General features: G+C 45.6%; 18 protein-coding genes. 4 read left to right on the top strand and 14 right to left on the bottom strand.

Annotated features, from left to right (window positions below; all coding sequences use genetic code 11):
* Window positions 1–28: 28 nt before the first annotated feature.
* From ABR189_RS23920 to ABR189_RS23895, 6 genes are all read right to left on the bottom strand, one after another.
* Window positions 29–1681, bottom strand: coding sequence for a RagB/SusD family nutrient uptake outer membrane protein (locus tag ABR189_RS23920; RefSeq protein WP_354663019.1), 1653 nt, complete (start codon window positions 1679–1681; stop codon window positions 29–31).
* Between the two features lie 12 nt (window positions 1682–1693).
* Window positions 1694–4978 carry a TonB-dependent receptor gene (locus ABR189_RS23915; RefSeq protein ID WP_354663018.1) on the bottom strand — a complete coding sequence of 1095 codons (3285 nt, stop codon included), beginning with the start codon at window positions 4976–4978 and terminating at the stop codon, window positions 1694–1696.
* A gap of 341 nt (window positions 4979–5319) precedes the next feature.
* Window positions 5320–6480, bottom strand: coding sequence for a FecR family protein (locus tag ABR189_RS23910; RefSeq protein ID WP_354663017.1), 1161 nt, complete (start codon window positions 6478–6480; stop codon window positions 5320–5322).
* 79 nt (window positions 6481–6559) lie between these two features.
* Window positions 6560–7159 (bottom strand): RNA polymerase sigma factor, encoded by a 600-nt coding sequence (locus tag ABR189_RS23905; protein ID WP_354663016.1) that lies wholly within the window; start codon window positions 7157–7159, stop codon window positions 6560–6562.
* Window positions 7160–7263: 104 nt separating this feature from the next.
* On the bottom strand, window positions 7264–8409 hold the full coding sequence (locus ABR189_RS23900) for a pirin family protein (RefSeq protein WP_354663015.1): 1146 nt from the start codon (window positions 8407–8409) through the stop codon (window positions 7264–7266).
* A 45-nt stretch (window positions 8410–8454) separates the two neighbouring features.
* A complete protein-coding gene (locus ABR189_RS23895) occupies window positions 8455–8772 on the bottom strand; it encodes a DUF3817 domain-containing protein (RefSeq protein WP_354663014.1) in 318 nt (105 codons plus the stop codon).
* 249 nt (window positions 8773–9021) lie between these two features.
* On the opposite strand from ABR189_RS23895, the gene ABR189_RS23890 reads away from it, so the two are divergent.
* A complete protein-coding gene (locus ABR189_RS23890) occupies window positions 9022–9798 on the top strand; it encodes a MerR family transcriptional regulator (RefSeq protein WP_354663013.1) in 777 nt (258 codons plus the stop codon).
* Window positions 9799–9813: 15 nt separating this feature from the next.
* Here ABR189_RS23890 and ABR189_RS23885 read toward each other — a convergent pair whose 3' ends face one another.
* The 4 genes from ABR189_RS23885 to ABR189_RS23870 form a co-directional block, all read right to left on the bottom strand.
* Complete coding sequence (locus ABR189_RS23885; RefSeq protein ID WP_354663012.1) at window positions 9814–10089, bottom strand: hypothetical protein; 276 nt, start codon at window positions 10087–10089, stop codon at window positions 9814–9816.
* A gap of 191 nt (window positions 10090–10280) precedes the next feature.
* Window positions 10281–11111: an FkbM family methyltransferase gene (locus ABR189_RS23880; RefSeq protein WP_354663011.1), complete on the bottom strand. Its 831-nt coding sequence runs from the start codon at window positions 11109–11111 to the stop codon at window positions 10281–10283.
* 198 nt (window positions 11112–11309) lie between these two features.
* Window positions 11310–12182, bottom strand: coding sequence for an ATP-grasp domain-containing protein (locus ABR189_RS23875; protein WP_354663010.1), 873 nt, complete (start codon window positions 12180–12182; stop codon window positions 11310–11312).
* 47 nt (window positions 12183–12229) lie between these two features.
* A complete protein-coding gene (locus tag ABR189_RS23870; RefSeq protein WP_354663009.1) occupies window positions 12230–13699 on the bottom strand; it encodes an aminotransferase-like domain-containing protein in 1470 nt (489 codons plus the stop codon).
* Between the two features lie 80 nt (window positions 13700–13779).
* Here ABR189_RS23870 and ABR189_RS23865 point away from each other — a divergent pair, with 80 nt between their 5' ends.
* Both ABR189_RS23865 and ABR189_RS23860 read left to right on the top strand, forming a co-directional pair.
* Window positions 13780–14223: a carboxymuconolactone decarboxylase family protein gene (locus tag ABR189_RS23865; RefSeq protein WP_354663008.1), complete on the top strand. Its 444-nt coding sequence runs from the start codon at window positions 13780–13782 to the stop codon at window positions 14221–14223.
* Between the two features lie 11 nt (window positions 14224–14234).
* On the top strand, window positions 14235–14663 hold the full coding sequence (locus ABR189_RS23860; RefSeq protein ID WP_354663007.1) for a GNAT family N-acetyltransferase: 429 nt from the start codon (window positions 14235–14237) through the stop codon (window positions 14661–14663).
* A gap of 46 nt (window positions 14664–14709) precedes the next feature.
* Here ABR189_RS23860 and pdxR read toward each other — a convergent pair whose 3' ends face one another.
* Complete coding sequence (gene pdxR / locus ABR189_RS23855; RefSeq protein WP_354663006.1) at window positions 14710–16170, bottom strand: MocR-like pyridoxine biosynthesis transcription factor PdxR; 1461 nt, start codon at window positions 16168–16170, stop codon at window positions 14710–14712.
* Between the two features lie 80 nt (window positions 16171–16250).
* Here pdxR and ABR189_RS23850 point away from each other — a divergent pair, with 80 nt between their 5' ends.
* On the top strand, window positions 16251–16694 hold the full coding sequence (locus ABR189_RS23850; RefSeq protein ID WP_354663005.1) for a GNAT family N-acetyltransferase: 444 nt from the start codon (window positions 16251–16253) through the stop codon (window positions 16692–16694).
* A 277-nt stretch (window positions 16695–16971) separates the two neighbouring features.
* Here ABR189_RS23850 and ABR189_RS23845 read toward each other — a convergent pair whose 3' ends face one another.
* Genes ABR189_RS23845 through ABR189_RS23835 form a run of 3 tightly spaced genes read right to left on the bottom strand, consistent with a single transcriptional unit; the run spans window position 16972 to window position 23406 of the window.
* Window positions 16972–18381 (bottom strand): glycosyl hydrolase family 28 protein, encoded by a 1410-nt coding sequence (locus ABR189_RS23845; protein WP_354663004.1) that lies wholly within the window; start codon window positions 18379–18381, stop codon window positions 16972–16974.
* A gap of 12 nt (window positions 18382–18393) precedes the next feature.
* Window positions 18394–20091, bottom strand: coding sequence for a RagB/SusD family nutrient uptake outer membrane protein (locus ABR189_RS23840; RefSeq protein WP_354663003.1), 1698 nt, complete (start codon window positions 20089–20091; stop codon window positions 18394–18396).
* An 18-nt stretch (window positions 20092–20109) separates the two neighbouring features.
* Window positions 20110–23406, bottom strand: coding sequence for a TonB-dependent receptor (locus ABR189_RS23835; RefSeq protein WP_354663002.1), 3297 nt, complete (start codon window positions 23404–23406; stop codon window positions 20110–20112).
* Between the last annotated feature and the right edge of the window lie 18 nt (window positions 23407–23424).

Raw genomic sequence — 23424 nt, 5'->3', positions numbered from 1 at the left:
GTAGCGTCAACAGCCTGCCGGTTGTCTTTTAATATCCTGTATTCTGTACCAGGTTTTTATTCTTGTTTATTTCAGCCAAAGGGAAAGGCATCAGGTAATGTTTGGGCAGAAATACCTGTTTGGGCACATTAGTGATCTCTACTACTTCATAATGCAATCCATTATTATTCGTAGTTATTTTCATCCCATGAAAGTATTTATTGTTCAGTACCTGCTCTGCCAGCTTCCACCTTCTCAGGTCCCAGAACCGGTGCCCTTCAAAAGCCAGCTCCACCTTTCTTTCCTGTACAATCTTTTCAAACATGGCTTGTTTGCCTAATCCGGTAGCGATACCCGGTAAGCCACCATGTACTGCCCGCACATGATTGATCGCATCATATACAGTTTGGTCCGGACCACTGGCTTCATTTTTTGCCTCGGCATAGTTCAGCAACACTTCACCCAGGCGCAGTTCCTTCCAGCTGGTTTTGCTGCCGTTAAAATCAAGCTCGGCAAAAGGAATGGTTTCATCAATAAACTTCCGGATGTAATATCCCGTAATGGTCCTTCCTTCCAGGAAAGCACCATCATCCGGCTGCAGGTAAGCAGTATGAATCGTTTTACCTTTTATACTGGCGCCCTCATAAATGATGCTGGCATAAAAACGTTTATCTCTGTTCACATAGGGATTTTGCGGATCATATCCGGAACCACTTTCTGTGATCGCTTTCCCATTGCTCATTTCATACGAGTCCACCATTTCCTGGGTAGGCAATGTTTGAGATCCCCATCCATTATCTATGCTGGGTGGCAGAAAAAGATTATCAAAGGCATGTCCCTTGTTGGTGCCATTAAACATCACTTCAAAGATGACCTCTTTATTTCCGCCGTGCGATTGAAACAGTGCATTGTAATCAGCCGCCAGGTGAAAAACATCACTGTCTATTACTTTTTTGGAGAACACGGCAGAACGTTCATACTTTTTGGCAAAGAGCAGGGATCTGCCATTCAATGCCCATGCCGCTTCTTTTGTAGCACGCCCCAGCTCTGCCGGGGATAAATCTCCTGCTGATGGCAGGATCTCTGCAATAGCGGTCAGCTCCTGGTCTATGAAATCATATACTTCGGTGGCAGGGGTAGGTGCTACTAGTAAAGAATCTACGTTTTCAAACGACTGCAGTTTGGTAATAAGCGGAATATTGCCATAACGGCGGGTAAGGTCAAAGTAAAGAAAGGCCCGTACAAACCTTGCTTCTGCCATTACCCGTGTTTTGAATTTTTCTTCCAGCGGACTGTTACTTAAGCCATTTAAAAGGTTATGCACCTTCCGGATAGCCTGGTAACTGCGGCCCCAGTTTTCCAGCGGGTTGTAAGTAGCTGCTATCAATCCGGGAATCATCACGGAATTACTTTCATTCCAGGAGGAGGGTGAACGCAGCAGGTCTGTACTGCCATCCAGCAGATCGGTGATCCCCAGCCCGGAAAGTACATTCTGTCCTTCCATCTGGTAAAGCCCGTATCCTACCGGCATGTAATCATAAATGTTATACAGATAGGTAAGCGTCAGGGCTTCATCTTTAAACACATCTTCATTTGAAATAATATCTAGTGGTTGTCTGTTTAGGAAATCCTTTTTACATCCTGCCACACCCATCGCCAGCAGGAAGAAAAAAGTAAGTGTCTTTATATAGAATGATCTCATTATCGTAAGAATTTAAAATTCAACATTCACACCAAGGTTATACGTTTTCATTTGCGGATAATAATATGCTTTGCTATCCGGGTTGATATTCGGCGTTTCCGGATCAAAATCCTTCATTTTGGAAAAGCGCAGCAGATTATTCCCGGATACAAATACACGCACATGCTGAATGCCTGCTTTGCGGAACAACTCATTTTTACCAATAGTATACGCCAGTTCCAGGTTCCTTAATTTGAGATAGGTAGCGTCATACAACCAGAAAGAGGACGACAACCGGTTGTTTTGACGTGTACCGGCATACAAAGCAGGATATTTGGCACCAGGATTGTCCGGTGTCCAGGAATCCTTAAACATAGCCAATGCATTGGCCTCCAGATTAAACGGATCAAATCTCAGGTACTGCTGAAAACCGGTAGCCCCCTGGAATGCTGCGGTAAGATCAAAACCTTTATAGTTCATTGAAAGGTTAAACCCGAAGATCACATTAGGGATATCTCCCTTGCCTACCCGATGTATATCTTTACCATCAATTTTTCCGTCGTTGTTATAATCCAGGTATTTTAAATCGCCCGGCTTAATCGACTGGTTGCCATTACCATCCTGGTCAGGTGCTTTGTTGATTTCATCCTGCGTCTGGAATATACCTATTCCTTCCAGGGCAAAGAACTGATCAAAAGGCTGGCCTGTACGTTTAATCCTGCTTTCCACATCTGTTGGCTCGTCCATAAATATCACCTTACTCCTGGAGTAAGTTATGTTTCCTTCAGCCAGCAATGTCACTTCACCAAACCTGTTCCGGTAGCGTAGCACTGCTTCCATCCCTTTATTATCTACCACGCCTATATTTTCATAAGGCAACGTAGCCCCAAAGGTTTCAGGTACGGAAGCATTCCTGGGCAACAGGATATTTTTAGTGCGCTTATAGAAATAATTCACCTCTCCCGAAACTTTACCATCCAGGATACCAAACTCCAGTCCGATGTCTGTGTTGGTAGCTGTTTCCCAGGTAATGTCCGGATTGGGGATACCGATGTCGCCGATACCGCTCTGGTAATTACCACCGATCACAGATCCGGGGCCAAACCTGAAGCCGGAAAGATATTGGAATGCCGGTACCCGGTCATTACCAAACTGTCCGTAGGAAGCCCGCAACTTCAGGTTGCTGATAAAAGACACGTCCTTCATAAATGTTTCCTGATCTATTCTCCAGCCCGCAGATACTGCCGGGAAGAAACCCCAGCGTTTGCCATTGGGGAAGTTAAAAGAACCATCATAACGGAAGTTGGCCTGGAACATATACTTGTGCGCATATTCATAATTCACCCTACCCACATATCCCCGCCGGGCTGTTTCTGTGGCAGATCCTCCGTTGGTTTGATTCAGGGTAGGCCCCGCAAATAGCTGGTCTATTGCAGTAGAAATATACTGTACCCTGGAAGCCTGCAGGTTCTGGGAGTTGTAAGCCGATTGTTCAAACAGCAATAACCCCGATACATTATGCATCCCAAATTCCCGGTCATAGTTTAAAAACGTTTGTAAAGTCCTTAAGCCATCATTGGAAGACCCATCGTATAAATTAGTACCGCCACCCGATTTAAATGGGGTATACAAATCATTTACACGGTCGTAATTGTAGTAGGTATAATTAGTCGTAAAAGTTTTGGCATCTGAAAAGAAACGGTCGTACGAGTAACGCAACTTGGCACTCAGCCCTTTCACAAAAGGAGCCGTATACACTGCCTGCAAAGTACCCTGGAATACGTTGTTATTGGTTTTATTATATCCTGAGTTATTGGCCTGGCCGACAGGGCTGGCATTTTGCCCGTTGGAGCCCAGTCCGCCTGCTTTTACAGCATCGGGTACATAAGCACGTTCCGTAGGTTTGGAATTGATAATGGTACTGAAAAGCCCATCCCCTACGGCCGACTGGCTCAGGTTTTCAAACCGGCCGCCAATGTCCAGACTGATTGCCAGACTGGGCGTTACCTGGTTATCAATATTGGCACGCAGGTTATATCTTTTAAAACTGGACAGGTCGTACAATCCATCCTGGTCCAGATAGCCCAGTGATACAAAGTATTTGGTACCGGTAGCATTGCCGCCGCTTAAAGTAAGGTTATGCTGTTGTATCGCGGCCCTGTCTTTCAGGGTAGACTTCCACCAGTTGGTAGATGGTAGTTCGCCTGTTCTGAATTTTTCCACCTGATCCGGTGTGAAGCGGGGTGCTTCTCCCTGGTTTACTTTGGCGATGTTCAGGTAAGTAGCATAATCATAAGCATTCATTAATTTGGGAACGATAGTAGGCTGTTGAAAACCCACATTCCCCGTATAGGAGAACTTTGTTTTGCCTGCTTTGCCACGCTTCGTAGTAATCAGCACTACACCATTCGCCCCTCTGGCACCATATACTGCTGCGGAAGCAGCGTCTTTCAATACCGTTACACTTTCAATTTCATTGGGATCTATCCTGCTCATAGAACGTTCCACCCCATCCACCAGCACCAGGGCTGTATTATCTCCAAAAGTGCTTTTACCACGGATCAGAAAAGTAGGATCATCAAAGCCAGGTTTTCCGCTTTGTTGTGTGGTGATCACCCCGGTAATTTTTCCGGTAAGTGCATTGGCCAGGTTGGGCGTAGGTGCTTTGGTGAGCACCTCTCCTTTTACAGTAGCGATAGAGCCGGTTACATCCGCCTTCTTCTGGGTACCGTATCCCACTACCACTACTTCACTGAGCGGGGAGGTCTGGGAAACCAGTTTTACGTTGATGACCGCACGGCCAGCAGCAGGTATTTCCTGTTCCACGCTGCCAATGTAAGTATACACCAGCGTATCCTTAGGCCCGCGCAGCTGCAGGGAATAGTTCCCGTTGGCATCAGCAGCCGTACCAATAGAAGCACCTTTAATCCTTACATTTCCTCCTGGTACCGGTTCTCCCTTTTCATCGGTAATCCTGCCGCTGACGCGGATCAGGGTATCGGTAACCGTTACAGGTGCTTTTACAGGCAGTCCTTTAATGATCAGGCTGTTGCCCTCAATGATATAGGAGATAGGTTGGTCTTTCAGGCATTTGTCCAGCACTTCTTTCACAGGCACATCCTTCACATCGATCGTCACCGGCGTGGTGACTGCCAGCAATGCTTCGTCGTATACCACCGACATCCCCGTTTGCCGGGTTACTTCTTTGAAGAATTTTTTCAGCGACACCTTTTTCACTGAAATGGTGACCTGTTGGGATACTCCTTTTGCGCTGATGTGCAGACAGGCAATAAGCAGTAAAAAGGCGGTCAGTTTCATAACACGGAACAGTTTACGTCGGAGACAATGTCTTCCAGTGGTGTCAGCAGATTCTGCCATGTGGCAAAACCAGACAGCGGGGAGTTTCCTCACACAGGAAACCTTACCACTAAAGTTTAAATTCATACTTTTGCAGTGTTTGGGAATTGTGAGAATAATAGTTCTTGACGGGACTAATTTTTTCGGGAGGCCCAGACTTATAGCCGGAAGTGTTTGCAGCGCTTCCGGTTTTTTATGGGCATCACTTTGTTATCCTGTTTCAGCTTTCATAACGTGTATCATTTTTTCATTTACGCTTATCCTGCCGGGCTATACGTGGTGAAGGCACCGGTCAGGTATTATTATTTCGAAACTACTTTCAATACTTTTCCTTCCAGACGGAATATCGCTCCGTTGGCTTCCAGGATACGCAGTACCTGAGATAAAGGCAGGTTTCTGCTGATGCGCCCACCAAATCGTTTGCGGTCATTTATTTCACCATAGTCCACTTCTACATCATACCAGCGGGCTATCTGCCGCATGATCACCGACAACCGTTCATTATCAAATTCAAAGAAACCGGTTTTCCAGGCGATTGCCTGCGCTACATCCACTTCCTGTACCGCCAGAGAATGGTCTGCTGTATGCAGCACTGCCTGTTGGCCGGGCTTTAGCAACTTTTCCGACACCCCATGTTTTACACGTACCGCGCCTGTCTGTAAGGTGGTGTTCACCCTGCCTTCTTCCTGATAAGCCATAATATCAAATGCTGTTCCCAGCACCTGTACTTCCATTTCTTTTACCACTACCTTAAAGGGCTGGTCTGCGTTTTTAGCGACTTCAAAGTATCCTTGCCCCTGTAATTCCACCACCCGTTCCTTACCAGCAAAAGCGGTAGGGTACCGGAGCATGGAAGCAGCGTTTAGCCATACACGGGTACCATCAGGCAGTAATAACTGGAACTGGCCCCCACGTGGGGTGGAAAGCGTATGATAACTTACCGCCGCCGTTTTTTGTACGGTATACTGTAATTGCCCATGCTGTTGCTTTATAGCCGTACTTCCACGTGCAATTACCTGATTGCCGGCACTGTCCAGCGTTACCTGCGATCCATCTGCCAGCGTCAGTACCGCTTTATTGCCTCCTGGCGATACATCCTGTTCAGGCGCATGATGCACAATCATGGGTTGCTGCGGTGCCTGCCGTAAATACCGGTATACCCCTCCTGCTGCCAGCAACAATAATATAGCAGCTGCTGCTGCCATATACCACTGCCGCCGGATAACCGGACGTTCCGGACTGGCAATCCCGGCTATACGTTGCTGAATACGCTGGTATAATGCCTCATCCGCCACTCCCGGTACACCCTGGGTTTGTACAATATGCTCATATTGCGCCATCAGTGCTTTAAAAAGCGGTTCGTCTACCGTCGACATATAATCAGTCAGGGTACGCTGTTCCGCTTCCGAGATACTGCCGGAAGCAAATTTTTGCAGTAAGGATTCAATATGTTGCTGGTCCATAGCCATATCTGATAATAAGACTTGTGAAATATTCAAAAGGACACCTCCCGCGCAGTATTTATTTTTTATGCACGGCGCGTTAACGTTGCAAATAACTGGAGATCAATAAAATAAGAGGGATTTCCATGCCCGCCTTTTTTTTCAGGTACTCTTTAATATACCTGACAGCATCATACAGCTGTTTCTTTACGGCAAACTTGGTGATCTGTAACTCAGTAGCTATTTCGTCCAGCGACAAGCCCTGTTCGTTGCGGAGGGCAAAGATCCGCTGCTTTTGTGGGGGAAGTTTGCTGATAGCCTCCCTGGCTATCTCGTGATATTCATTGAACTGTAGTTTTTCCAGTACTTCTGTCTGTGCACCGGATTGTTGCTGCTCCAGGGTATTGGCCACCTGCTTTAATTGTGCATGTTTGGTCCGGATATCCCAAAGCCTGTTTTTGGCCATCATAAACAGGTAAGCCTGTAATGATCTTATCGTCACCAATGTTTCTTTCCGTAACCATACTTTCACAAAGATGTCCTGGATTACTTCATCCGTATCTTGTTTGGAACAGCCGGTCAAAGGAAAAACGAACAGATACAGCCTTGGTTGATAAAATTTATACAGCGCAGCAAAGGCATGTTCATCTCCTTGCGACAGTTGCAGGATCAGTGCTGTTTCAGAAGGCATACTGTCCATATGACTTGCATAATTTTATTGGAGCAGTGCTACACATACCCTGTCCGTAATAATAAGAGATATCCTGGTTGATCTGATAAATATAAGAGGTATCCGGATATTTTTTATCCTTCCAGCTCCCCGAATTTGCCTGCTGCATAATCTGCTTCTGCTTGCGCTATTTCTTCTGCTGTATTCATCACAATATTTCCTTTCGCCGCCACCGGTTCATCTATCGGCAAAGCAGAAAGATATACCAGTTTAGTGTCTTCTTTTGCGGTAATACTAATATCCTGTCCTTTTTTGCTGAATACAATGAGATGATGTTTCGCTACTTCGTCTTTGTCATTTACCGTCACTGTTCCGGACAATATATATATGAGTGTCCAGTAGCCTTCCGTAGCAATCAGGTCAATGGTTTTGCCAGACGGGATCGTGCCAAATGCAGTAACGATGGGAGTGAACGTCTGGATAGGGCCGGTATATTCTGCATATTTCCCACTCACCAGTTTCAGCTCCGCCCCTTCTTTGGTAAACAGCGCAGGCATCTGTGCACTATTCACCTGCTGATAGGAAGGGGGATCCCATTTATGGGCTTTGGGCACATTTACCCATAGCTGTACAAATTCATAGATACCCCCTTGCTGTAAAAATTCTTTGGTAGCACCTTCGCTGTGGAGCAATCCGCTGCCGGCAAACATCCACTGTACTTCACCCGCTTTAATGGTACCTGCATTGCCTTGTGAGTCGCGGTGAAAACCTTCTCCGGAAAACATAAAAGTAACCGGAGCAAATCCACGATGCGGATGTGGCGGAATTCTTTGTGCGGTAGATCCGGGCGCAAAAACTTCCGGGCCTATATGATGCAGTACCACAAAAGGATTAGCAAAGCGGAAATCTTTATGTGGCAAAGGTTGTAATACTGTTTCTACCCCAATGCTCTTTTCACGTCCTTCCAGGATATGATCGATCGTTTTCTGTGTTCTTCTCCACAGGTCTGCATATTCTTCCGGATGACGCTTCAGCATAGCATGCACAAAAGGACAATAAGGGATGATAGACAGCTTATGCTCCCGGGCATAGGATACGAGGTGGGTGAACAACTTTTTACCTAATCCCTGCCCTTCTCCTTTGGGAAATACTTCTGTATGATACACTATCACGTCCTGCCCGTGAATACTGATGTCCATCTCTGCCGCTTTTTCATTGCCGTCCAGGATCAGAAAGGCGCCCCGGCCTTTTTCATTAAGCTGTAACTGAATGTTGCTCATGTTTAAATCGGATAAAATAGTGATCAATCGTATTTCCCGCATGTATTATGCGTTAGTGCCCTGTTCCTTTTTGAACCACTTCGCATCTGCGTAAAAGGTACCAAAAGGAATAACAGAAGCCACCAATGCGCCAAAAGTTTTTCCGTAGGCCCATTTATGCGCCAGTTTCACTTCCATGACAAATATTACATATGCAATAAAGAGAATACCATGTAACATTCCTATTACTTTCACCGCCTGCGGCATATCTGCCCAATATTTCAAAGGCATGGCGATCAGTAATAACACCAGTAAAGACAATCCTTCAAAAAAAGCCACAAACCGCAACCGGCCTATCGCGCTCGTCAATAAATTAGCTTTCATTCTAATACAATTTGGTGAAACGTTAGTAGCAAAAATACATTGAAAAAGGTTCAGAATGACCCTTTGCAACAGGCTTCCGGATATCTTCCCCGTGATACCGGTGGCGGGTGTATTTCCTGCCTGCTCCTATCCTGCTGCCACAGCGGTTTTGACGAATTGTCCGGAAATATTTTAAAGAAAGTTAAAAATAACCCTTGACCCTAACGCTACGTCATACCCTATCTTTGTTTTGCATTAGAAAATAAGCATATGGAAAGCACCTATGCAGTGAAAAAACTAGCCAGGCTCGCAGGAGTGAGTGTGCGCACACTGCACCACTACGACCAGATAGGATTGCTGGTACCATCTGTACGGACCAAGGCCGGGTACCGTATTTATGGAGAAGCGGAATTACTCCGGTTACAGCAGATCCTTTTTTACAAAGAACTGGATTTTTCACTGGAAGAGATTGCCGGTATTCTTGACGATCCCGCTTTTGGGATCCTGGAGGCACTGGAAGGACATAAAAAAGCGCTGGAAGTGCGGCGCAACAGGCTTTCCACCTTGCTTGAAACCATTGACAAAACCATTTTAAAACTAAAAGGAGGACCAATTATGTTAACAAACGAAGAACTATATGAAGGATTTCCCAGGGAAACTGCGATGGCTTACCGCCAGGAAGCAATGGAAAAATGGGGCACACAGGTAGTAGAAGACGCAGAGCACAAACTCCGCCGGTTAAGCAAGCCAGATTACAAAAAGTTGCAGGCCACAGGAGAAAATATCAATGCAGCTATTGCGGGTTTGATGCACCTGGAACCTACACATCCTAAAGTACAGCAGCAGATAGCCCGGCATTTTGCGCATATCCGCGAATACTGGGATGCATCTGTAGCCGGAGATAACCTGGCGGATGCCTATCGGGGGCTGGCCAGACTATACACAACGGATGAACGGTATACCGCCCGTGATGGTAAACCCGATCCGGCCTATGCTGCCTTTATCAGTAAAGCAATGATCTTCTATGCAGATACACAACTGGGGTAGTTGTTGGGGCTGCCATTATCCTCTCATCCAGCTTGTGCTCCTGCCCTGCAATACACTGCTCATAGACGGCTCGTCATCCGGTAGTACTTCCGCATGATACCCTGCTTTATGCAGCAACTGAATGAGTGGGGCTGCCAGGATTAACTGCGTGCTGCTTTTTACACGCAGGATTCTGTCGCAGTCCTCCAGGTCAAAATTAGCTTTATACTCCGGGAAGGCGTTGTGGATCAGATCTATCAGCTTGTTGGCCTGCTGTTGATCCCTGACATCGGTTTTGAACACTTCTACCATGAATACAAATATATATGAAACCTTTTGGTTACAAGGGTTGTAAACACGACATTCTGGGGGGGTAATTGAGACAATTTTATGGCGCATTCCCAGGTAACATCTAATGCTGGATAGAGATAAAGCGCCACTAAAAAAAGGAGGTACCAGATGTGGTACCTCCTTTTTGATAAGTTAAAAATATACCTGCCGGATCAGTAGGCAATAATGTTTTCCGTTACACCTGCTTTAGGCATATCCTCCTTCACATTTACCGGCCGGATTACCAGTGGTTCTTCTGTATGCATGAACCCTGCGTTGACGATCGTATAATTATATTTTTTAAACAAGTTAAAGATGCCTTCCCTTGTTTCGGCAGACATATCATGGAAGATTTCTGAAATCACCACAGGATGATACTTTTCCAGCACCACCTCCAGCGTTTTCAACACTTCAAAGTCCAGCCCTTCCGTGTCTGTTTTTATCAGCGATAACTTGGGTAACCACGCTGCATAATGTGTCAACAGGTAATCTCCCAGGTGTACCCCTTTGATTGGATCTTCCAGCTTATACTTTCCATGACGGTTGTCACTCAGGTCCTGGATCAGCCCACCGTTACTCATAGAGGCTTCTGAGGAAGCATAGTAAAATGCTGTTTCCTTATCAGAAGCAGCCAATTGCAGCGGTACAATATTGGCTTTTCCCTCATTCAGTTTAGCATTGGCTTCCAGGATAGCATATACGTGCGGATTAGGATCCAATGCCAGCACCAGCCCGCTTCCGCCGGCTGCAATACTCATGGATACGGTTAAGTCGCCCGTATTGGCACCGATATCCACCACAAAAGATCCTTCCCGGATATATTGCCGGAAAAAGTCTACCTCGTGCTGGGTGATTGTCTTGGGAGTGATCAGCGGATTCAGCCAGTTGGCATATTCCACTTCTTCATTGTTTTTCAAACGGAACTTATCTACCCGGTAACCATATTTTTGAAAAATACGACGGGCCCTTTTCCTTGCAAAGGATTTCTTAAAATAAGAAAGCATATGTTATGACAGATTATGTAATAGGTGTAGGGTGGCTGGTTTTCAATAGGATGTCAGAGATTTCCAGAGGTATAAGGGATTGCTGGTTATCATACATACTAACTTGAGCCACACTTAATTATGGCACAATATAACAGTTAGTTTACATAAACCAAATATTTATATAAACTAAAATTAACTTGAAAAAAAAGAAGGTGTTTACATTAAGCTCACCAATGCTTCAAAATAATCCTGATAGCTTTCCGGATGTGTAAATAAATACAGCAGTGGTTCGATCAGTTCCAGCTCCATTAACAAAAACTGTCCGTCTACCATCACGCCATCTACGCGGGCATACAAACAATCTTTTGCAAAAGCAGTTACAAAAGCGACTGCACTTGTTATTTGCTGTGCGGTGGCCTCCTGCGGGTGAATACTCCCTCCCAGATAATGCTGCACTTTAAAATCACCGGCTTTCGGCTTTTTAAGCAGGCTATGGCTAAACTTGCCATTAAAAAATAACAGGGACCATTCTCCGGCGGTTTCAATCTCAGGGATAAAGGGTTGTACCAGGAAGGACTCTGTCTGTACCAAAGTCTGGATTTTGGGCTGTAAGTCTGCTACCTGCGGACGGGTAATGGCAAACGTATTTTTAGACCCTCCGCTTACGCAGGGTTTTACAATCAACCTGTTTGTATTAAACTGATCGAAAAAAGGCGACAATGCCACGGTGGTTCCCCGCTCCAGAAATGCAGTAGGCGTTACCGGTAATCCGGCCGCAGCAATATCTTTCAGATAATGTTTATCACTGTTCCATTTCACAATACCGGCCGGATTCAACAAGCGTATCTGATAACTTTCCAATACCTGCAACCAGCTGTAAAACGCATCAATTTTATCAATGTAATCCCAGGGCGATTTCAGGATAGCCAGTTCATATTGCTGCCAGTTGACCGTTTGATCCGTCCATATTTCCCGGTGGATATCCAGTCCTTTGCCTTGCAGAAATTGCAGCAGTTCAGTATCCTCATCTCCGGTGGTTCCCACTACATACCTTTCCTGTACTTCATAACAGATATAAGCTATTTTCATTGTATCCGGTCTTTTTTCCGCTGCAAAAGTAAGGTGACTTTACAACATCATTCAATGGAATTTTTGATGAGCTGTACCACTTCTTCCATTTCTTTCGGATTTAACGCTGCAAATCCAAAACGGAATGCATTGTAATTATTACTGCCACGGCTATAGGTACTACCGTCACTCATAAACAACCCTTTCGCTGCGGCCCTGGCAGCAATGGCCGGTAAAGGATATTGTTTGTTTACCTGTGCCCATAAAGCCATCCCACCGGCGGGCAGGTGAAAGGAGATCACCCCTTCCAGTTCTCGCTGCAATAAGGCGGCCAGCATATCCCGGCGCTCATGATACAGCTTCACCGATTTCTTCAGATGTCTTTGCACATCTCCCTGTGCAAATAATGCAGCCAGTGCTTCTTCCATAAGACTGTCTCCCCGGATATCAATGGTGATCCGCAAATGCAGCGCCTCCCGGATAAAATTTTCCGGTGCAATCATATAGCCTATACGGATAGTAGCAGCCAGGGATTTAGTCAAAGACCCGATATAGATCACATTCCCGCCATGATCTGCACTGGCCAATGGTAAAATAGGCCCTCCGGCATAATGGAAGTCATAATCGTAATCATCTTCTATCACCGGAAATTTATACTTACGGATCAGCTCCAGCAACTTCATGCGCCTGTTGGCACTAAGGGTAACCGTAGTAGGATGATGATGGTGCGGAATAATATATAGCAGGTCTGGCTTTTTCTGCTTACAGATCTTTTCGATCGCATCCACGTCCATTCCATTTTCATCTACAGGTATCCTCACCAGCTTTGCGCCAAACGACTGAAAGGCCATATCCGCCAGGAAATAATTGGGTTCTCCCACCAATACCACTGCACCGGGCTTTAACACCAGCCTGGCGGCCATATTAATTGCCATTTGCGCGCCCCGGCTGATCAGTATATTTTTGACGCCAATGTTCAGTCCCCGCGTAGCAGATAAGAACGTTACCAATTCCTCCCGCAGGGATAATGATCCGGCCAGGTTAGTAAACGAAGCAGCCCGCTTGCCGGCTGGTTGCTGCACCAATCGCCGGTATTCTCTCAACAACAGCTCCATGGGAGCAATCCGGATATCCGGAAATCCATCATTGATAACGAGGCGATGCTTCCCAGGCTTGATCGTAGTGGCAGGCATCGCAGGAAATGACTGAAAGGTAAAACCTGTATTCCCGGCATACGGAGGAATAGGCGTAGTGGCTTTAAAACTCCTGGGCTTTATTTCCGGCAGGTTTTCTGCTACAATGACTCCCTTGCGGGGAATAGTGGTGATCCAGTCCTGCGTAAATAACTCATCATAGGCCGCAATGACCGTTTTTCGATGTACCTGCAACAGCAATGCCATCTGCCGGCTGCCAGGCAATGACGCTCCAGGCTTGATAAGGCCATCCCGGATCAATACAATAAATCCATTGGCTATCTGCTGATACACAGGTGTGGCAGCACTTTTATTAATAGAAATGAGTGTTTGAAAAGGAAGCATCTGGACTACCAGCTTTCTTGATACTGGTCTATAAAAATAGACCAAATACGGTATACTTTTGGAGTATAAAATCAGATCACATGAAACCAAGACTCAAAATGATGACCGTGCAGCCCGCTGCGTATCAGGCTATTTCAGCATTGGAAAAATATCTAAGCACTACCAGTATCCCCAAACTACATAAGGAACTGATCAAAATCCGGGCATCCCAGATAAATGGTTGTGCCTTTTGTGTAAACATGCACGTACAGGATGCCTTAAAAATGGGAGAAACCGTACAACGTATTTCCCTGATCCCTGTATGGCGGGAAGCGCCCAATGCCTTTAATGAAGAGGAACAATTGCTGCTGGCTATGACGGAAGAAGTAACCCTGATCTCCCAACATGGCCTGAGTGATGAACTCTATGATAAATCCATTGCCCTGTTTGGAGAAGAGAAAACAGCGCAGATCATCATGGCAATTGCTACCATCAATGTATGGAACCGTACAGGGGTGGCCTTTCATCTGCTTCCAGAACTTTAAACGGCGTCCATATGTCCACTATCAGATTTGCACAAAGCGAAAAAGAGATCGAACAGTGCTGGGAGGCGGTATACTGTCTGCGTCCACATCTTCAGCAGGAGCAGTATGTGCAGCAGGTAAAGGAAATGCAGCAGGAAGGTTATCAGCTGCTGTATATCACGGATCAGGAAACAGGCAGAGTAGCAGCTATTGCAGGGTTCCGCAATATGTACATGCTGGCAGGCGGGAAAATTATTTATATAGATGACCTGAGCACCTTGCCGGAGTACAGGGGTAAAGGTTATGGCGGGCAATTACTGGATTATATTCATCAGCTGGCCCGCAAAACCGGCAAGGCGGCGGTACATCTCGACAGTGGCTATGTTCGTAATGATGCCCACCGGCTCTATCTGAACAAAGGATATAAGCTCGCTGCATATCATTTTTCGCTGATCTTATAAGACGCTGTAGCAAACCATCATACAGACAGGTCCGCGTATATCGGGGTTATTTACCCAGATAGATGCGGGCCATCTGTTTTATCCCTTCTTCTACTTCGGTTAAGTTAAGAGAACCATATCCCAGCCGCACATGCTGCGAAGCTTTCCCCTTCCAGTAATACGACTGTGGTGGTACGATCTGTACATTCCTTTCCAGTAACTTTCCGATAAATGACTCCCAATCTACCGCCTTCTCCAACTGTATCCAGAAAGCAAGCCCTCCTTCCGGTTTTTCAAATGATACGGATGATCCAAAGTAATGACGTAATAACTGATCGAAGTTTTCTCTCCGGGCTTCATAAATAGATAACGCCTTTCTTGCATGCTTTTTTAAAGTACCATCCACGAGCAGGTCTGCAAGTGCACGCTCCATGATCCGGTCACCTTGCCTGTCAATATGTACCCTGAAATTAATAAGGGATTGCATGAACAAAGGTGGCCCTGCGATATAGCCTATACGTACGGCCGGTGCAATCAATTTGCTCAGCGAGCTGATGTAGATCACATTTGCAGCCATTTCCTTGCTGGCAAGGGCCAGGTTATTACCTGCACCAAAATGGTATTCATGATCGTAATCGTCTTCTATGATAGCAAAACCGTATTTAAGCGACAGCTCCAGCAAATGCAGCCGGCGGGCAGCTTTCATCGTAACAGTGGTAGGGAACTGATGATGCGGGGTGGTATACAGCACCTTGATAGGATGCCGCTGACAGAGCTTTTCCAGATAGTCAGTGTCCAATCCGTCCTTATCTACCTTTGCTGCCAGGACCTTTGCACCTGCTTCTTCAAATAGTTTGGCTACTGCCGGATAGCCCGGCAACTCCATCACGACCATATCCCGTGCGCTCACCAATATCCGGATAGCCAGATAAAGGGCCATCTGACTGCCGCGCGTAATACAGATATTATCTTTTGATAAATGAATACCACGATCCCTGGATAACATCAAACACAAAGCTTCCCGGAGTTTTTCATCTCCCTTTTCGCTGCCATATCCCAGCAACCCCCATCTGCCTTTCTGCTGAAAAACACGGCGGTAAGCTCTTGATATTTCTACCAGTGGCGCCAAACGGGTATCCGGGGCCCCTTCATTAAAAACAATCCGGTTCCTGCCCGCAGGCATATCCGTGAGCACAGCATAAGGTACCTTCCTGAAGTGAAAATTGGATTGGTAGGAACTGGCATGTTTCTTTTTCACCGCCACAACGGGTAGATTACCTGCTACAAAGGTACCTGCTTTAGACCTGCTCTCCAGCCATCCTTCTGCAATGAGTGTTTCATAAGCAAAAACAACCGTTTTCCGGTTTACACCTATGTCAGCAGCCAGCACCCTGCTTCCCGGCACCGCAGTGCCTGCTGCCAGCCGCCCTTTCATAATCTCATTACGGATGCTGTCGGCAATCTGTATCACCAGACTTTTATCTGTATCAAACGTAATGTTAAAAATTGTTTTCCAAGGGTGTAGCATCTGGACCTATAGTTTTGTAAAAACTGGATGAAATCAATACTCCAAAAATACTGCAACTTTGCAGTAACAAAATAAAAATCATGGAGAAAATTATTAAAGCAGAACTCGCACACCTGGATGCATTTTCAGCACTTTTTAACCAGTACCGGATTTTTTACCGGCAGCCATCAGACCTCGAAAGAGCCACCTCCTTTATAAAGGACCGTATCTCTAATAATGAAACGGTTACTTTTTTAGCAGTCGTGGATGATAAAATAGTGGGATTTGCACAGCTCTACCCATTGTTTCATTATACCAAACTGCAGAAACAATGGCTGTTGAGTGATCTGTTTGTGGACCCCGAATTCAGGGGAAGGGGTTTATCTGTAAGCTTAATAGACCGTTGTAAAGAATTTTGCACAGAAACAAAAGCCTGCGGATTATTACTGGAAACAGAGAAAACCAATGACATAGGGAACAACCTGTATCCCAAATGCGGATTCGAAGTAGATACACACCATAACTACTACAACTGGTGGAAATAATAAGCTGTCATGCAGATAATTCCCTATCGCATGGTTCATAAGCGCTTATTGTAAAACCATACGGAGTAATAAGGAGCTGTAACCTTATTACTCCGTTTTTATTACGGGAAAAGATAAAAATATGCACCACTGATTTACCTGCAAAAACGATGGAGATGGCATGTTTTTAAGTAACTTACAGTGATCAGCCTTATCATCACCCGCTAATAATGGCTCCATGAACTATCAGTTATTTCAGCCTCATCCGGACTTAGCACCACTTGTAGTAACAGCCAGGTTAAAAACTTAAATGCTGCACATAACTGTTCACCTGCATGTTACCCGATGAAACGCCCGTCACCGGTGTGCCATTGATCTTATAGTTACTGATCTGGACAGTATCTATGTTGCGGCTGGCGTCGAACCCCAGTAACTTGCTTTGACTGGCATGCGTTCCATTGTAAGTAATATTATCAAACCGTATATTCTGTACTTTCAAGCCATAGCCTAGCGACGAGTAGGCGTTCGAGTATTGGACACAAAATACCTTACCCGCCGTAAAATCTTCAATACGAATGTTATTCCACTCGATATTCTTGTAAATACCTCCGTCCGCTGCCATAATTGCCATTACACCGGGAAAAACATTATCATCCTGTGCATTCTCCAATACATCAATATTATCGAACCTGATCTGGTCAAATGTACCACCCGCCGCCTCCGGACCTATCAACATGTTATGCGCTCTATCCGCCCATAATGTGGAATTTTTCAGGGTAATATTTGTTGCAGCTGTTCCTGTATGTATCTTGGCGCTGAAGTTGTCATCATGATTCCTTACAAACACATCTTCAATGATAACATTTTTTGACTGTACGATATCAAATCCATCTGAGTTCTCGTTGTAGCAGATCTGTTTTACATTCCTGATACTGGCGCCATCAACATCTCTCAATACCGTCGTCCACATAGGGGCATCTCTCATTACAATTCCTTCAATGGTAACATTACTGCCATTTGTCAGCCCCACAAGCCATGGACGGGTTAGACCAGGATTATGTTCCAGCTTAGCGCCATCCAGAATACCCCGACCTCTAATAGTTACATTAGTGGCATTACCACTCCATATATGGCCATATACCAGTGCTCCATCCGCGATATAAACAGTTTGACCGGATGATACATTAATGGTTCCTGCATTATGGATACCAGGTGCAAAGTAGATCACTCCCGGGTCTCCGGGATTGGGTCTGTTTTGTTCAGGTGGATTGGCAAAGATGAACAGGTTATTCATAATGTCGCCATTAAATTCAACGGAGATTTTTACCGGGGCATTTAATGTGAATTGTAATTGATTACCCGTGAGCGTAGAAATGATCCCTTTGGACAGTGGACGTATCCTTGCATTGGCAGTTGTACCTGAAACCTTTGTCACCTTCACTTCAATAGGCCGTGCGAAATCTGAATCAAGGATTACAAAACCAGCGTTCCCCAGCTGTCCCGTACTGTATTTCTTTGTAACGGCGTTGTGAGTAAAGAGCGTTTTCCACTCGGTATCCCCCTGATCCCGTACCTGTACTATGTAATCCCCATTATTAGGATAGGTTTCGGTTGCGGTTGCGATAGCCTTTTCTGTACCGGATACTTTCACCGGAATTTCTTTGCACGCTGACAAGGTCGCCAGCAGTAACAGACATATTGCTTTCATAATGTATTAATTTTACCAGCCACTATTTTGTATTAACAGGTGATTTTTGTCAAGTTCAAGTTGTGGCACGGGAAACAGGTAATGTTTATTTTTATCGAAAATCCGTATCTCAAATACAGGATATGAGAATGCTCCTGCAGCGCTTACTGCAATACCATGCACCGGTCCTTTATCCACCTGCTCAGCAATTTTCCACCGACGTACGTCCCAAAAGCGGTGGCTCTCAAACGCCAGTTCGATCTTACGTTCATGGCGTATACGCTCGCGTAATTGTCCTTGCGACAGCCCTGCCGGCAGGGGTGGCATGCCAGCCCTGTCCCGTATCATATTCAACATATCATACACTTCATTGCTATGACCTGATACTTCATTCAAGGCCTCTGCATAGTTTAGATATAACTCACCCAACCGAAAGATGGCATAACGCCGGTAACTTGTACCACTATTAGAAAAAAGGTTATGCCCTTCGTCTACATATTTTCTGCAGAAATAATTAATCCTTCCACGATCTGAAGTATTATTATCCAATCCGCCAGGTGCTACATTTACTGCACGGCCCTGCCACATTGCGCCATGATATAATATGCACTGGTAAAACCTCGGATCTCTGTTAACGAAAGGATGCTGTGGATCATAAGCAGCAACAGGATTTACAATAGGCGCCCCATTAGAAGTATAGCCCAGCACAGGTATTTCACCATTGATCATTTCATATGAATCCACCATTTCCTGCAATGGTCCAAATCCGTACCAACCAGCATATCCAAGGGATGAGGAGAAAAAATCCCAGGCTTCCGGGCCATTCACATAAGTGCCAGTTTGGGTAGTGATATTTTTCGTCCAGATTACTTCCGGATTGCGCAGCTCCAGAAAGATCCGCTCATAAGCTTTTCTCCCCCCCACATCACCAAGGGAAAGACTATGTCCCGCCTGAACGGCTATGTCGATGGCTTCTTTCGTGGCGGTTACTGCTTCCTGCCAGCGCTCCTGGTTATTACCAGGATTAGATAAAGGACTGGCATAATACAGTGTAAGTCTCGACAACAGGGCCTTTGCAACAGTGGCATTCATCCTTCCAAATTGGCTATCATCCAACCTGGGTGGCAATAATGATACAGCCTGGGCAACATCTTTTTTTATAAATGCCACTACATCATCAATGTTGCTTCTCTCCAACATAATATTATCATTACCACTGGGATCGAGCGGTTTATCTATCAGCGGCACAGCTCCCCACATTTTATACAACTGGAAATAATAGAATGCCCTCAGCCCGTAAGCCTCTCCAAGCAGCCTCCTTTTTCTTGAAGAGCCCCCGCTGCTAACCTCTTCCGGTATCAAATCATAATTTTTAATGAAGATGTTAATCCGCCTGATCGCCATATAGTAGTCAGTCCACAACCATTGCATTGGAAAAGAAACAGGATTCCAGCTACCTGTGTTAAACTCCCTGGCGCTGAGTGGATAGGTATGCATATAAGCCAATTCATCAGTACCGGCGCCCAAGTTATATGCATTCGGTGGTGTGCCGCTCATGGTCAGGTAATCAGGTAACTGATTATATGCGTTATTCAGAAAGTTGGTCGCATTCTCAAGATTACCAAATACTTCCCCCTCACTAATAAAATCGCTGGGCGTTCGTTCCAGGAAGTCCTTCTTGCACGACAGTATGGTAAGAATATAAACTAGTAGCAGATATCTATTTTTCATCTGGCAATTTTTAGATGTTTAGAAACGAACATTCAACCCAATGTTGATCACCCGCTGAACAGGGTACACAACGTCACCTCCAGGAGATTCCGGATCCCTGTCTCTGTACCAAAGCCGGTCCCATAACGCCAGGTTCTGTCCATTGATAAAAAAGCGCGCATATTCCAGCTTTGTAAGATTCAATATACGTTGTGGTATCTCATAACCAATTTCCATATTGCGCAGCTTCAGATAATCCGTTTTCTGTACGTTCAGGTCGGAGAGTATGTCAGTATTATTGCTGGAGAGATGTGCCACGGGAACCCTGGCATGTTCTTTGTTTTCAGGCGTCCAGCGCTGCAGTTGAAATGCGCTTCCCGGTTGATACAGCCGGATATTGGCGGTACCGCCAAGCGCACCGTTGAAGAGCAAACTCACATCAAATCCCTTATAGCCGCCACCGAAAGAAAAACCTCCTACATATCTGGGAATATTCCGTACCTGGATGGGAACACGATCTCTCGCATCTATTATACCATCATTATTTATATCGCTATATTTCACATCACCGGGGATAATATTGCTGCTAAAGCTTTGTCTTGGGCTTTTAACAATATCAGCCTCATCGGTGAAAAAGCCGAGAAATTTATATCCTAATGCATAACCTGCTTCGTACCCCAAAAGGCTTTGATAAGGCATAGCCGGTGGTGGCTGGTCATTGCTCAATATTTTGTTCCGGGCGTAAGTGAGCTGTATGTTACCGAAAAGGTTCAGCTGTCCCAATGTTTTGTTCGCTCGTAACTCCACCTCAAACCCGCGATTCAACATTTTCCCAACATTCCTTGGAGAGAGCTCTCCGATCCCCACATAGTTTGGTACAGTGCCCGGTGTCGTCAATATATTGGAGCGTAGTTCCCTAAACACATCAAATATCAGTTGTACTTCCTTTTTAGGAAACAGGTATAATTCCAGACCGGCATTCATTTTAGCAGACCGTTCCCAGGTAACATACTGGTTCCCTACGCGGTTCTCATCATACCCAGAAACACTTGTTGGTGATACCCCGAAATAGTAACCACCACCTGGTGCATAATCGCTAATGAACAACCAGCGTCCTCCGTTTATCTGGTCGTTACCGACAGCTCCATATGAGCCTCTCAACTTCAGAAAATTAATAATACGGGAATGGCGCAGGAATGGCTCCTCACTTAGTATCCATCCTGCCGACGCAGCGGGGAAAACCCCATATCTTCTACCTTTGGGAAAGTTCTCGGAGCCATTGTATCCGGCGTTCACTTCCAAGTAATATTTTGACCTGAAACTATAGGTCATACGGCTGCTGATACCCTGGTAGGCAAATGGCAGCAAATCATCCACCATACGTAGTGTACGGTTCCCCAGCACCTGTGCTGTAAGGGCATGTCCCCTCCAGTTCCGGGCGTAGTTAATGCGGAGATCCAGGTAATTGTAACGGGCAATGGAGCTGCTCCCACCTGTAGTTAACCTGCTTCCGATGGTATATTGCTGATAGATTGGATTCCCTTCTCCGTCAGGTCCCCGATACCAGTAAGAGTCAAAATCCTGCGATCTTTTAGTCTCTTTTGTGTTGGTGTTCTCAAAGCTGAAAAATAACTGAGCGCTAAGCCCCTCTGTGATAAAATCCAGGTCATGCCGCGCAGAGAGGGTTCCATACATTACGTTCGTATAATTGGTATAATAGCCACTTCGGGCAATCAAACCATATGGGTTCTTATCACCGGGCACTACAGCGGCGCTACCCGCGCCTAAGCTGCCATCAGGATTGAATATGGGCATCGCCAGGGGGGAAATGCCGGTAAGCATGCTGAATATCTGTTGAAAACCAGGGCCAGGACCCGTTCTATTCTCCAGCCGCCCTGCCAGGTCTACCTGTACTTTCAATCGTTTTGTAACGTCCAAGTCAATATTAGAACGGAAATTATAGCGGTCAAATTTATTGCGAACATCATAGTCATTATCCCCCTCATGTTTCAGCAAGCCGCCCTGTTGGATAAAGCTACCGGAGATGAAATATCGGGCAACATTGGTGCTCCCTGATACATTGAGGTTATACTGGCGCTGGGAAGAGACAGCTTTGAGCATTTCATGATACCAGTTCACATTGGGATATAAAGAAGGGTCCGATCCATTTTTTATCTTACCCAGGGCGGCCTCATTAAAACGCGGTGCACGCCCATCATTCGTATCATACTCGTTATAATAGACTGCCTGTTCCCAGGCGTTCATCTGTTGAGGCAAGCGGATCGGTTGCTGAAAGGCTTGTTGTGCTGTAAAACTGACAAGTGGTTTTTTATTCGTACCTCCTCTTTTGGTGGTGACTACTATTACGCCGTTGGCGCCCTGTATACCATACAGAGAAGTTGATGCCGCATCTTTCAATATACTTACAGATTCGATCTCATTAGCATCCAGCTGACTGAAATTAGCCTGCGATCTGGGCAAACCGTCTATCACCACCAGCGGAGCAGTATTACCATAAGTAGATACCCCCCGAATGTACATAGCAGCGCCGTCATCTCCTGGCTGACCTGTGGATTGTACGGTGATCAGCCCTGGAAGACGCCCCGCCAGCGCATTACTAAGGTTGGCAACCGGGCTCTGTCTCAGCTCTTTGGTCTGGATAGTAGACACTGCACCGGTAATGGAGCGTTTTGTTTGTTTGTTATTCATACCTACTACCACCACTTCCCCGAGGTTGGCCGCGTCTTGTTTCAATACTACTTGCATCGCTATTCCCCCTCTTACTGGCATCTCCTGGGTTACATATCCCATAAAGGAAAATACCAGTGTATCATTCACTCCTGGCTGTAACTGAAAGCGACCATCCGCATCCGTAACAATTCCTTTGCGGGTATTCTTTATTGCTACGCTTACACCGGGTAACGGAGTATCACTCTCATCTGTCACCCTTCCGGACACCCCCGCTGGTTGTTTTTCCAATTCTCCTCCCTGCTTTTTCAACAAAATCAAGTCCTTCCCGATGGTAAAGGTAATCCCCTTCCCTTTCAGTACCAGTTTAAGCACCTCCGAAATGCTGGCCTGTCGTACATCCAGGCTTACCCGTTCATCATCCTTCAATAAGCTATGGCTGTAAAAAACAGTAAGCCGCGTTTGTTGCTCAATCGTTTCAAATACCTTTGATAGCGGAATCCCTTCTCCTTTGATAGTAACAACAGGGGTCTGCGCTATGGCATTGGAAAAATAAAATAAGCTACATAGGATAAGAAATAATTGTTTTGAACATGTTGCAGACAATCCCCTCCTGCAAAGGTGAAGCACTTTTACATCTTGTTTCATAACTGTGGTTTATACTTT

Origin of the sequence: Chitinophaga sp. H8 (assembly GCF_040567655.1) — a bacterium.
In the GTDB taxonomy this organism is placed as follows: domain Bacteria; phylum Bacteroidota; class Bacteroidia; order Chitinophagales; family Chitinophagaceae; genus Chitinophaga; species Chitinophaga defluvii.
This window is presented reverse-complemented; position numbering and strand designations above follow the sequence as displayed.

What these genes read in the sequence shown, in the direction of transcription:
- ABR189_RS23850 (WP_354663005.1), top strand. Translation starts at nt 16,251, where the DNA reads ATGGAGAAAATTATTAAAGCAGAACTCGCACACCTGGATGCATTTTCA.
- ABR189_RS23915 (WP_354663018.1), bottom strand. Translation starts at nt 4,978, where the DNA reads ATGAAACTGACCGCCTTTTTACTGCTTATTGCCTGTCTGCACATCAGC.
- ABR189_RS23865 (WP_354663008.1), top strand. Translation starts at nt 13,780, where the DNA reads ATGAAACCAAGACTCAAAATGATGACCGTGCAGCCCGCTGCGTATCAG.
- ABR189_RS23845 (WP_354663004.1), bottom strand. Translation starts at nt 18,381, where the DNA reads ATGAAAGCAATATGTCTGTTACTGCTGGCGACCTTGTCAGCGTGCAAA.
- ABR189_RS23875 (WP_354663010.1), bottom strand. Translation starts at nt 12,182, where the DNA reads ATGAAAATAGCTTATATCTGTTATGAAGTACAGGAAAGGTATGTAGTG.
- ABR189_RS23880 (WP_354663011.1), bottom strand. Translation starts at nt 11,111, where the DNA reads ATGCTTTCTTATTTTAAGAAATCCTTTGCAAGGAAAAGGGCCCGTCGT.
- ABR189_RS23870 (WP_354663009.1), bottom strand. Translation starts at nt 13,699, where the DNA reads ATGCTTCCTTTTCAAACACTCATTTCTATTAATAAAAGTGCTGCCACA.
- ABR189_RS23890 (WP_354663013.1), top strand. Translation starts at nt 9,022, where the DNA reads ATGGAAAGCACCTATGCAGTGAAAAAACTAGCCAGGCTCGCAGGAGTG.
- ABR189_RS23905 (WP_354663016.1), bottom strand. Translation starts at nt 7,159, where the DNA reads ATGGACAGTATGCCTTCTGAAACAGCACTGATCCTGCAACTGTCGCAA.
- ABR189_RS23860 (WP_354663007.1), top strand. Translation starts at nt 14,235, where the DNA reads ATGTCCACTATCAGATTTGCACAAAGCGAAAAAGAGATCGAACAGTGC.
- ABR189_RS23920 (WP_354663019.1), bottom strand. Translation starts at nt 1,681, where the DNA reads ATGAGATCATTCTATATAAAGACACTTACTTTTTTCTTCCTGCTGGCG.
- pdxR (WP_354663006.1), bottom strand. Translation starts at nt 16,170, where the DNA reads ATGCTACACCCTTGGAAAACAATTTTTAACATTACGTTTGATACAGAT.
- ABR189_RS23900 (WP_354663015.1), bottom strand. Translation starts at nt 8,409, where the DNA reads ATGAGCAACATTCAGTTACAGCTTAATGAAAAAGGCCGGGGCGCCTTT.
- ABR189_RS23895 (WP_354663014.1), bottom strand. Translation starts at nt 8,772, where the DNA reads ATGAAAGCTAATTTATTGACGAGCGCGATAGGCCGGTTGCGGTTTGTG.
- ABR189_RS23835 (WP_354663002.1), bottom strand. Translation starts at nt 23,406, where the DNA reads ATGAAACAAGATGTAAAAGTGCTTCACCTTTGCAGGAGGGGATTGTCT.
- ABR189_RS23910 (WP_354663017.1), bottom strand. Translation starts at nt 6,480, where the DNA reads ATGGACCAGCAACATATTGAATCCTTACTGCAAAAATTTGCTTCCGGC.
- ABR189_RS23885 (WP_354663012.1), bottom strand. Translation starts at nt 10,089, where the DNA reads ATGGTAGAAGTGTTCAAAACCGATGTCAGGGATCAACAGCAGGCCAAC.
- ABR189_RS23840 (WP_354663003.1), bottom strand. Translation starts at nt 20,091, where the DNA reads ATGAAAAATAGATATCTGCTACTAGTTTATATTCTTACCATACTGTCG.